Source organism: Clostridium sp. SHJSY1 (genome assembly GCF_031626875.1).
Lineage (GTDB): Bacteria > Bacillota > Clostridia > Clostridiales > Clostridiaceae > Clostridium.
In genome coordinates, this window is the sequence record NZ_JANDMF010000018.1 from 82,109 (window position 1) to 92,608 (window position 10,500).

The window sequence follows — 10,500 nt, forward strand, 5'->3', positions numbered from 1 at the left end:
CATTATGACGCATTTTTATTTCTGAAGAATGTATAAGCTTTTGGAAGCCTAGAATTAGAAGTATAATTAGATAGAGAAAGTTTGAATTAATTGGGAGATAAGAATATGAGATTAGAAGAAATGGGGAGTTTTTTTAATGAGCGTGCAAATATATATGAAAATCATATGATGAATAATGTGGATGGTGCAGATAAATACTATATTGAAACTGCAAAATTAATTCCAAAAAATAAGGGAATAAAGCTCTTAGATTTAGGATGTGGGACAGGTTTGGAATTAGATGAAATTTTTAAAATAAATCCTACAATTCAAGTAATTGGGGTAGATGTAGCTAAGGATATGCTAAAAAAAATAAAAGAAAAGCATAAGGATAAAATTAGCCAAATTAATCTTATAAATGGAAGTTATTTTGATTATGATATGGGTGAAGGTGTTTTTGATGTTGCGTTATCAGTTCAAACACTTCATCATTTTACCCATGAAGAAAAGGAGTATTTATATAAGAAGATTTTTAAGAGTTTAAAAAAAGATGGGTTTTATATTGAAACAGATTATATGGCTCCAACTCAAGAATATGAAGATTATTACTTTAAAGAAAAAGAAAGAATTATTTTAGAAGCTAAATTAAGTGATGGTTTTTATCATTATGATACTCCCTGCACAGTAGAAAACCAAACTAAGGTGCTTTTGAATACTGGTTTTAAGTGTGTAGAGAAAGTTTTTCAATTTGGAAATACTGTTATTTTAGTTGCAAAAAAGTAGAATATATTTTTAAATTTCTTGCTTTTTATATAGCTAATAAGTAAAATACTAAGTATATTGGAATTTTAAGGAGGATAATTATTATGATACGACCTGTTATTAATGCATAGCAGAGACTATTGCATTAAATTGAAATTAATATAATAGCCTTTGCTTTAACCTAAATAAAATTATTAAATTTAGGAGGAGCATTATGTGCTATATAAAAGCAAAAGACATATTACCTAAAGAAGTGATTGAAATAATTCAAAAATATGTAGAAGGAGAGTATATTTATATTCCTAGAAAAGAATGTAATAGGAAAGCATGGGGGGCTGAAACTACTACAAGGGAAGAAATAAATATAAGAAATTCTCATATTTATTATGAATATATGAATGGGGCAGGCAGAGCTGCTCTAGCAGAAAAATACTTTTTATCAAAAAAGAGTATAGATAGAATAATATTAGAACAAAAATCTAAATAGATTTTAATTGCCATAAACTTTTATATTAGTTTATGGCTTAATTTATAAATAAGGTGGAATTTTATGAATAAAGATGACTATAAATTTGTAACTAACTATGAAGAAAATGAGAAATATTTAGCAAGTTTTTGCGAGCTAGCAGCTAATACATTTGGATTAGTAGAGTTTAAAGAATGGTTTAGTAAAGGGTATTGTAATGAAAATTACATTTGTTACTCTTATGTTTATAATGATGAAGTTGTTGCAAATGTTTCAGATGAAAAAATAGCATTTCACTTTATGGCAGAATCTAATAAATACTATATAGAAAAAGTTGCAAAAAGTGAGAAAGTAGATACATTATTTGTTAAGCCTATAAGAAAGAATTTGGGAAACAATATAGTATTTCCAAACACATCACGCACATAATAACTATTTTCTAAGTTAGTTAGTAATGAGAATGTAATAGTATACATCCCGTAAAAATGTGTTATCATATAATTATAATAAATAATAAAATCATATAATAATGAATTGGAGGAGTTGGAATGATCTATAACAAGTGTGGGAATAGTGGTCTTAAGTTACCAGCAATATCTTTAGGATTATGGCATAACTTTGGGGCAGAAGATGTTTTTTCAAATAGTGAGGCAATATTAAAAAAAGCTTTTGAACTTGGAATAACACATTTTGATGTAGCTAATAACTATGGTAGGCCAGCAGATGGTTCTGCAGAAGAAACCTTAGGAAAAATATTAAAGAAAGATTTTACTCCTTGTGATAGGGACAAGATGGTCATAGCAACAAAAGCAGGATATGACATGTGGGAAGGACCTTATGGAGATGGTGGTTCAAAAAAATATTTAGTTGCAAGTTTAGATCAAAGTCTAAATCGCATGGGATTGGAATATGTTGATATATTCTATCATCATAGGTTTGATCCAGAAACACCATTGGAAGAAACTATGAGAACTCTAGATTTAATGGTTAGACAAGGAAAAGCTCTATATGTGGGAATATCAAATTATGGGCCAGAACAGACCAAAAAAGCATCACAAATTTTAAAAGAACTTGGAACACCATGCTTAATAAATCAACTTCCATATTCCATGTTTAATAGAAAGATTGAAGGAGAGCAATTTAAAGTTCATAAAGAAGAAGGAATTGGAACTATTGCATTTGTACCTCTTGCACAAGGATTACTTACAGATAAATATTTAAAAGGTATTCCTAAAGATTCAAGGGTAGGAAAAAATAGTCTATATTTACATGAAAGAGATATAACAGAAGAAAAAATAGGTAAGATTACTAAGCTTAATGAAGTGGCAAAGGAAAGAGGACAAAGCCTTGCTCAAATGGCACTTTCATGGACTTTAAGGGGAGATTTGACATCAGCAATAATTGGAGCAAGTAGACCATCACAAGTTGAAGACAATGTAAAGGCTTTAGATAATTTAGAATTTTCTAAAGAGGAATTAGATATAATAGATGAAATTTTAAGATAAGGTTTTTATATAAAAAATAGGACCTGCTATTTAAGTGAGTCCTATTTTTTATATTTAATAAAAGTATGTTATAGCTTTGGTAGTTCTTCATAGCTAGAAATAACTTTATTAACTATTCCATATTCAACAGCTTCAGAAGCACTTAACCAATAATTTCTATCAGTATCTTTTTCAACCTTTTCTAAAGGTTGACCAGTAGCAGTACTAATAATAGTGTTTATTCTTTTACGAAGCAACAATATCTCTTTTGCTTCTATGGCAATATCAGTTGCTTGACCTCTGAAACCACCTAGTGGCTGATGTATCATATATCTAGTATTTGGTAGAGAATATCTATCTTCTTTATTGGCAGCAAGATAGATTGTTATTCCAGCACTTGCAACCCAACCAGTACCAATTACAATAACTCTTGGTTTAACAAATTTAATCATATCATGAATTGTATCTCCAGCTTCAACATGACCACCTTGACTATTTATAAATAATTTTATTGGTTCATCTCCCATTTCTTGAAGAATTAGAAGTTGTGTAGATACTTTATCAGCTAAAACTTGATTTATTTCACCTGAAATGACTATTGATCTAGATTGTAGTAATTTTTCTAGTACTACGCTAGAAGTTTCTTTTTTTTCTTCTTGATTACTCATATTTTATCAAACTCCCATAAAATTAATAATTTTTTAGACTTATTAAAAATCTTTCCTTTTATTAAATAATTATACCATAATATAGGTTATGTGGAAGTTTTATTTCTAAAGTTAAATTTTTATAGGCAAATTACCACAAAAAAATAGTAGCTATAAAAATAGCTACTATTAAAAATTATTCCATCATTTTTGTTAACTTTTTGTTTAAGGATAATAGAATTAGACCTATAAATATAGCTATAAAAGCCATACCAGTGAAAATTTCAAAATATCCTAATGTTTCAGTTAATGAGGCAACAACTCCTGCAACCTTGTTAGCAACAAAGTTACTTAATAGCCATATACCCATTAAAGCTGATGCAAACTTAGCTGGAGCTAATGAACTTACCATAGAAAGTCCTACTGGAGATAAACAAAGTTCTCCTATTGTATGAAGAAGGTATGCACCTACAATCCATAACATATTAGCTTTTAAAGCAGAATCAGCACTACCACCTATTTGCATAACAGCTCCTACCATTAATAAGAAACCAATACCAAGCATTATTAGCCCAGTAGCCATTTTTTGAGGAATACTTAAATCTCCTCTTTCGCTAGATGCAAGCTTGTACCACAATTTTGATGCAGGTATTCCTAATAATAGTATAAATAATGGATTAAGTGATTGGAACCATGAAACTGGCACTTCCCATCCACCAAGACTTCTATTTAAGTTATCTTGTGTGAAGATTGTGAATGAAGTTCCGGCTTGTTCAAATCCTGTCCAGAATACAATAACAAAAGCTGCTAAAATAAAGATAACAATAGTTCTATTTCTTTCTTGCTTTGTTAATGGTTTATTTTTTACTGCAGCATCTACACCATTCTTAGCTGTAGTTACAGGAGTTTTACCTAAGTCACCAAGATATTTATTTGATAGCGAATTAAATAATATTTGTCCAATAATCATACCTATACCTGCTGCTAAGAAACCAAATCTAAAACCATAGTGGATAATTTCTCCACCTTGAGTTGTAGCCATAACTTTTTCAGCTAAAGTACCACAAACAAGTGGGGCAAAGAATGATCCTAAGTTAATTCCCATATAGAAAATAGTGAAAGCAGAATCTTTTCTTTTATCTCCATCTGGATATAGTTGCCCAACTAATGTTGATATATTTGGTTTAAAGAAACCATTACCAATTATAAGCAAACCTAATCCTATGTATAAAGCTGTTGTGCTTTGATTTGAAAATAAAGTAAATTGACCAATTGCCATTAATATTCCACCAATAGTAATAGCTCTTCTATGGCCTATATATCTATCTGATATATATCCACCAGCTATTGGAGTAAGATATACAAGAGCTGTAAAAGTACTGTACAAGCTCATGGCTGATACCTTATCAACACCTAGTCCACCTTTAACAAATTCAGTTGTTAGGTACATTACAAGTAATGCTCTCATACCATAATAACTAAATCTTTCCCACATTTCTGTGAAGAAAAGCATATACAATCCAGGTGGATGTTTTATTTTGGTAGTTTTATTTGGTGAAACTTCATCTATAGCTTCATCAGTCTTTTTTGCAAGTTCCATAATTAACCTCTTTCCTATTTCAATTATTTAAAGCAGTATTGCAATTTTAACAATAAAATTTGTATTTTGCAATTTAAGAACTTTGTCAAAATATTAAAAGTTCTATATAAAAATTAAAACTATGTAAGAGTAGACATGTATTTTTTACAAAAAGAAAGATTTTTTATCCTTTTTGTTTAATAATTTATAAAGGAAAACATGTGTTTATGACAAGAGGACTTGAAAGAATTGTCTGAATAATGTTGTATAAAGAAAATTATATTTCAATTTTTATAAAAAAGTATAATATTGACTAGAATACAGTATTAATGTTAAAATCAGCTTATTAAAATGAAAGTTAAGAGGGAAATTATTATGTAATTAAGTAGATTAATCTTAAAAAAGTTAAAAAGAGCGAAGATATTCATTAAAATTATAAATTTGATGGGTTTATTTTGTGTACTCTTATTTTTAAAGAAAATCTACTTTTTATAAGTATAATAATTTCCTAAAAAGAAATATCTCTTTTAGGTTTTATTAGTGCTGTGAAAAGTAAAAATCACAGCATTTTTTGTTGTGTGTAATTTAGAGGAGATGAAATTATAATTATGGAAAGAATATATAAATATCCAAGAACTCAACATATTGAAGGTTCAAGATTTCAAGATGGAGATGAGGATTTAGAGAGTATAAAATTTGAAAAGATTAAAAATAAATTTTGTGTAATAGAAGAAAAGGTAGATGGAGCTAATGTGGGGGTTAGTTTTGATGCAAATGGGAAAATGTATTTGCAAAGCAGAGGTCACTTTTTAAATGGTGGGTATGGAGAATCACAGTTTGATTTATTTAAAACTTGGACCAATTCATATAGCTATACATTAAGGGAACTTTTAGGCGATAGGTATGTCATGTATGGAGAATGGCTTTATGCAAAGCATACAGTATTTTATGATAATTTAAATCATTATTTTATGGAATTTGATATATTTGATAAGGTAGAAGAAAAGTTTTTAAGTACAAAAAGAAGAAGGGAATTTCTTAAAGATTACAATTTTATAAAGTCAGTTTTGGTTTTGAAAGAAACTATAGTATCCTCTAAGGGAGAAATTGTAGAACTTCTAGGAAAATCACATTTTAAAACAAAAAACTGGAGAGAAAAGTTAAATGAAAGTTGTATTGAATTAGGGTTATCTTATGAACTAGCTAAAAAGCAAACAGATGTTACAGATTTAATGGAAGGCCTATATATAAAAATAGAAGATGAAAATTATGTTTTAGATAGAATGAAGTATGTAAGAGCATCATTTTTAAATACAATCATGGATTCAGAAACACATTGGGCTAATAGACCTATAATTCCCAACCAATTAAATGATGAAATAGATCTGTTTTGTGAGGAGGGTTAGTTTTATGGATATTATAAAATTTATGGAGGAAAAAAACTACAACTTCAATGAAATGGTAAAAGAGTTTGAGATTATAGAACAGCTTAAGGAAGTTTCACAAAATCCGAAATATCATGAAGAAGGAAATGTTTATATACATACTAAGCTAGTTTGTACAGAAGTTTTAAATCTTGAAGAGTGGAAGGAGCTAAATGAAAGAGAAAAAGGAATATTGTATGCTTCAGCATTATTTCATGATATAGGAAAGCTTGTTGCTACAAGAGAGGAAGATGGAGAAATTATTTCACCTAAGCATGCTGTAAAGGGTGCTAAAATATTTAGGGATTTATCTTATAAGGAATATAAATTAAATAGAGATTTAAGAGAAGAAATAGCTCAATTAATTAGATACCATGGTCTACCTTTATATTTTTTAGATAGGGATACTATAGACTATGATATAATAAAAGTAGCAGAAAATACTAATATTAAGCTACTTTATTTGCTAGCTAAATGTGATTTGTTAGGAAGAGCCTGTGAGGATAAAGAATCAATTCTTGAAAAAGTTAAATATTTTAAGCTATATTCTCAAGAATTAAAGTGCTTTGAAGGACCTAAAAAATTTAAAAATGACTATACTAAGTTTTTGTATTTATTTGAAAATAAAATACATTATGAGGCAGAGATATTTGACAATAGAGAATTCGAAGTAGTAGTTATGGTTGGATTACCTTTAGCAGGAAAAGATACTTATATAAGAAATCATTTTAGTAAATTAAAAGTTATATCTCTAGATGATATAAGAGAAGAATTAAAGATATTACCTACAAAGGATTTTGGAAAAGTTGGAGCAGTAGCATTTGAAAGAGCAAAAGAATTTTTAAGAAAAAGAGAAGGCTTTGTATGGAATGCTACTAATTTAAGAAGAGAAACAAGACAAAAAATAATAAGATTATGTCATTCTTATGGAGCAAAAATAAAATTTGTTTATTTAGAAGTCTCTTATGATGAATTGATTTTGAGAAATAAAAAGAGACAAAGATATGTACCTATTTATGTTATTAATAATATGATAAAAAACATGGATATGCTTCAAGGAGAAGAAATAATTTGTAGTAAATATTCAATTTAATATAGTGAATACCCTAAAGTACAGTGATTTTGCCCAAAGGTACAATTGTTTTAATCTAATGTCAGCTGTAAAATAGAAATGAAGTTAGAATTAAAGTGCTTTAAGTATAATAAATAGTTATAACATTTCCTAGTATTTGAGTGTTATAGCTATTTTTAATAATGAAATAATTTTATAGATAGGCAGGTGATTGTATTGATAAATAATTTAAAATCAATACTTACAATAGAATCAGATGAAATGAAAAATTTAAAACCTCCTGTAATATTAGCTATAATTTTAGTTTATTTAGCTACTATATTTACACAAAATGAATATGAAATATCCTCAAATGCAATTAAATTTTTCACTATAGTAATAGTAATTCACTTACTACTATTTTTATTATCAGATGTAATATTTAAACGAATATATTGGCTTTATTTTCTTATACAAGGAGTAGTGATTTTTGATTGTTCAATTATAATACCAAGAGGATTTGAAACAGTTTATCTTGGGTTAATGCCAGTTTTAATTTTTCAGAGCATAATGGTTTATAGTGATTCTAGAAAAGCGCTTATTGCCTCAATTTTCTTTTATATTATATTTTGCGGAACTATATTAATAGTAGATGGATTTGATGGATTACTTAAATATATTCCTATGTTGATGCTGATAAATATTGCTGTAAGAGCATATTCAATTATATTTCTTAGGCAAATTAAAATGCGCATTAAAACTCAAAAAGTATTACAAGAATTAGAGTTTGCTTATGAAAAAGTAGAGGAGTTGACTTTGATTAATGAAAGAGAAAGGATGGCTAGAGATTTACATGATACCCTTTCTCAAGGTCTTGCAGGCATAATTATGCAGTTAGAAGCTGCAAATGCTAATTTGAATAGGGATAATACAGAAAGAGCTCAGGAAATTGTTCAAATGTCTATGAAACATGCAAGAAAAACACTTTCAGATTCTAGACTTGTTATAGATGATTTAAGATTACAAGAAAACACAAAGATTGATTTTACAAAGGCTATAGAAAATGAAATAAATCAATTTAAATCTATATCAAAAACTTCTGTTTCAGTGGATATAAAAATAAGATCAGAAATTCCTATGAAGATATTTAAAAATGTTTTGTACATTGTTAGGGAAGGGCTTAATAATATTGCAAAACATGCTAAGGCAAAAGAGACAATAGTTGAAATCATAGAAAATCAAAATAAGATAAACATAAATATTATAGATGATGGTGTAGGTTTTGATGTTAAGCTTTTAGATAGGTTATTTGGGCATTATGGAATAATTGGAATGACTGAACGAGTAAAAGCTATTGATGGAAAGATAAAAATCAAAAGTAAAAAGAGATTCGGTACTAGTTTAAATATTATTATACCAATTGAGAAAGGGATAGATAAAGAAAATGGATAAGAGAAAAATATTTATAGTAGATGATCATTTGGTAGTTAGGGAAGGATTAAAGTTAATTCTTGAAATAGAAGAAGCATATGAAGTTGTAGGAGAAGCAGAAAATGGGGAAAAAGCATTAAAATTAATAGATAAGTTAATGCCTGATTTGATTTTAATGGATTTAAGTATGCCTAAAATGAGTGGATTAGAAGTAATAAAAGCATTAAATAAAAAAGAATGTAAGGTTCCCATAATTATTTTAACAACTTACAATGATGATAAGTTAATTATGGAGGGACTTTCATTAGGCGCAAAGGGATATTTGCTTAAAGACACTACTAGAGAAGAACTTATCAGAACAATTGAATCAGCCATAAGAGGGGAAATACTTCTTCAGCCAGAGATAAGTAAGAGTATATTTAATTCTAAAAAAGAAGTGAATCAAAAAAAAAATTCTTTTAATCCTTCAATTACTGAAAGAGAATTATTTGTTCTGCAAGCAATTTCTAGAGGTTGTACAAGCAAAGAAATAGCTTTTGATATGGGAATTTCAGAAAGAACTGTCAAAGCACATTTAACCAATATATATAGCAAACTAAAAGTTGAGTCAAGGTCAGAAGCTGTTGCAGTGGCTATTGAGCAAGGAATTATTCATATAGAAAAATAAGTTAGGAAAACTCTAAAGTCTAGGTAGTATTTCTTTTAAAGAATGTAAAATAGATTTTTAGAGTTTTTTGATTAAATCAATTTTGTAGGACCAAAAAGATTTATAATAGTAGTATAGAATGATTTTGAAATTGTATGAAAATATCTTATTAAGAATAATGAAAATTGGGAAAACTTTATAAATGAAGTGGTAAAATGAGAAAAATATACCATTATAGGAGGCATATAAATGGTTGAGGTAGATTTTAATATAGATCATGAAGTTCCACAATATAGTTGTAATTCTTGTTATAATTGTCAGAGTGTATTTGGAACAAGTTTATGTGAAGTGAAGAACAGAGGATGTTGCTGGTATTTTCCTAAATTTACTTTACATGAAATTCACAAGATGGTAAAAAGTGAAGAAGGAATGAAGATATTGAAAAATATTTTAAGTTTACCTAAAGTGAAAATTTATAATCACTATATTCATGCAGAAGGGTATTTTGATAAAGAAGGTTATAAGAAATTTATAAATAGTGAAGAAGGATATGAGTCAGAGGTAAAAGATAAAACGATTTTCTTTAGAGCATGTCCTTTTGTGAAATCAGGAAAAGGGTGCACTTTACCTAAAATGTACAGAAGTTATGTGTGTAATTTTTTTATTTGTGAAGAGATAGTAAAACAAGTTCAAAAAGATGAAAAATTTAATAGCTATATAAAAGAACGTGATAGTTATGTACATTGGGTTGATTGGGAAAATCGGTCATTAGAAATGTTATTAAATGATAGTAAAATAAATTTAATAAATAATTTTGAACAAGTAGTTGAACTTCTTAAAAATACTCCTTTAAGGGTATATGAACTTAAAAGTTTAGACACAATAGTTGTAGAGGGTGATGAAAAGAAGCTAGGCTAAATTGAATTTTAAGAGAATCTTTATATTATGGATTCTCTTTTTTTAATGTAAAGGAAAGTATAAAAAAATCTTAAACTGAAAGCTAGATTTTATCTAGCTTTCAGTCGCGTTAT

Annotated in this window: 11 protein-coding genes; 9 read left to right on the forward strand and 2 right to left on the reverse strand. The window is 28.0% G+C overall.

Features of this window, described 5'->3' with window-relative positions:
* Positions 1 to 105 precede the first annotated feature (105 nt).
* The 4 genes from NNC19_RS10165 (at position 106) to NNC19_RS10180 (ending at position 2,712) form a co-directional block, all read left to right on the forward strand.
* Entirely contained in the window at positions 106 to 762 is a 657-nt protein-coding gene (locus NNC19_RS10165; protein ID WP_310938533.1) for a class I SAM-dependent methyltransferase, read from the forward strand.
* Between the two features lie 193 nt (positions 763 to 955).
* Positions 956 to 1,228: a CD3324 family protein gene (locus tag NNC19_RS10170; protein ID WP_310938534.1), complete on the forward strand. Its 273-nt coding sequence runs from the start codon at positions 956 to 958 to the stop codon at positions 1,226 to 1,228.
* Between the two features lie 63 nt (positions 1,229 to 1,291).
* Complete coding sequence (locus NNC19_RS10175; RefSeq protein ID WP_310938535.1) at positions 1,292 to 1,636, forward strand: hypothetical protein; 345 nt, start codon at positions 1,292 to 1,294, stop codon at positions 1,634 to 1,636.
* 119 nt (positions 1,637 to 1,755) lie between these two features.
* Positions 1,756 to 2,712, forward strand: coding sequence for an aldo/keto reductase (locus NNC19_RS10180; RefSeq protein ID WP_310938536.1), 957 nt, complete (start codon positions 1,756 to 1,758; stop codon positions 2,710 to 2,712).
* Positions 2,713 to 2,780: 68 nt separating this feature from the next.
* On the opposite strand, the gene NNC19_RS10185 is transcribed toward NNC19_RS10180, so the two are convergent.
* Both NNC19_RS10185 and NNC19_RS10190 read right to left on the reverse strand, forming a co-directional pair.
* Positions 2,781 to 3,359, reverse strand: coding sequence for an ATP-dependent Clp protease proteolytic subunit (locus tag NNC19_RS10185; RefSeq protein WP_310938537.1), 579 nt, complete (start codon positions 3,357 to 3,359; stop codon positions 2,781 to 2,783).
* Positions 3,360 to 3,534: 175 nt separating this feature from the next.
* Positions 3,535 to 4,938 (reverse strand): peptide MFS transporter, encoded by a 1,404-nt coding sequence (locus NNC19_RS10190; RefSeq protein ID WP_310938538.1) that lies wholly within the window; start codon positions 4,936 to 4,938, stop codon positions 3,535 to 3,537.
* A 587-nt stretch (positions 4,939 to 5,525) separates the two neighbouring features.
* Between NNC19_RS10190 and NNC19_RS10195 the strand changes: the two genes are divergently transcribed.
* The 5 genes from NNC19_RS10195 to NNC19_RS10215 all read left to right on the forward strand — a co-directional run bounded on the left by NNC19_RS10195 (position 5,526) and on the right by NNC19_RS10215 (position 10,387).
* Positions 5,526 to 6,323 (forward strand): RNA ligase family protein, encoded by a 798-nt coding sequence (locus tag NNC19_RS10195; RefSeq protein ID WP_310938539.1) that lies wholly within the window; start codon positions 5,526 to 5,528, stop codon positions 6,321 to 6,323.
* A gap of 4 nt (positions 6,324 to 6,327) precedes the next feature.
* Positions 6,328 to 7,434, forward strand: coding sequence for an AAA family ATPase (locus NNC19_RS10200; RefSeq protein WP_310938540.1), 1,107 nt, complete (start codon positions 6,328 to 6,330; stop codon positions 7,432 to 7,434).
* A gap of 186 nt (positions 7,435 to 7,620) precedes the next feature.
* A complete protein-coding gene (locus NNC19_RS10205) occupies positions 7,621 to 8,844 on the forward strand; it encodes a sensor histidine kinase (protein ID WP_310938541.1) in 1,224 nt (407 codons plus the stop codon).
* A complete protein-coding gene (locus NNC19_RS10210; RefSeq protein WP_310938542.1) occupies positions 8,837 to 9,490 on the forward strand; it encodes a response regulator transcription factor in 654 nt (217 codons plus the stop codon). The genes NNC19_RS10205 and NNC19_RS10210 overlap by 8 nt, the downstream gene beginning before the upstream one ends.
* A 228-nt stretch (positions 9,491 to 9,718) precedes the next feature.
* Positions 9,719 to 10,387 (forward strand): hypothetical protein, encoded by a 669-nt coding sequence (locus NNC19_RS10215; protein WP_310938543.1) that lies wholly within the window; start codon positions 9,719 to 9,721, stop codon positions 10,385 to 10,387.
* Positions 10,388 to 10,500 lie beyond the last annotated feature (113 nt).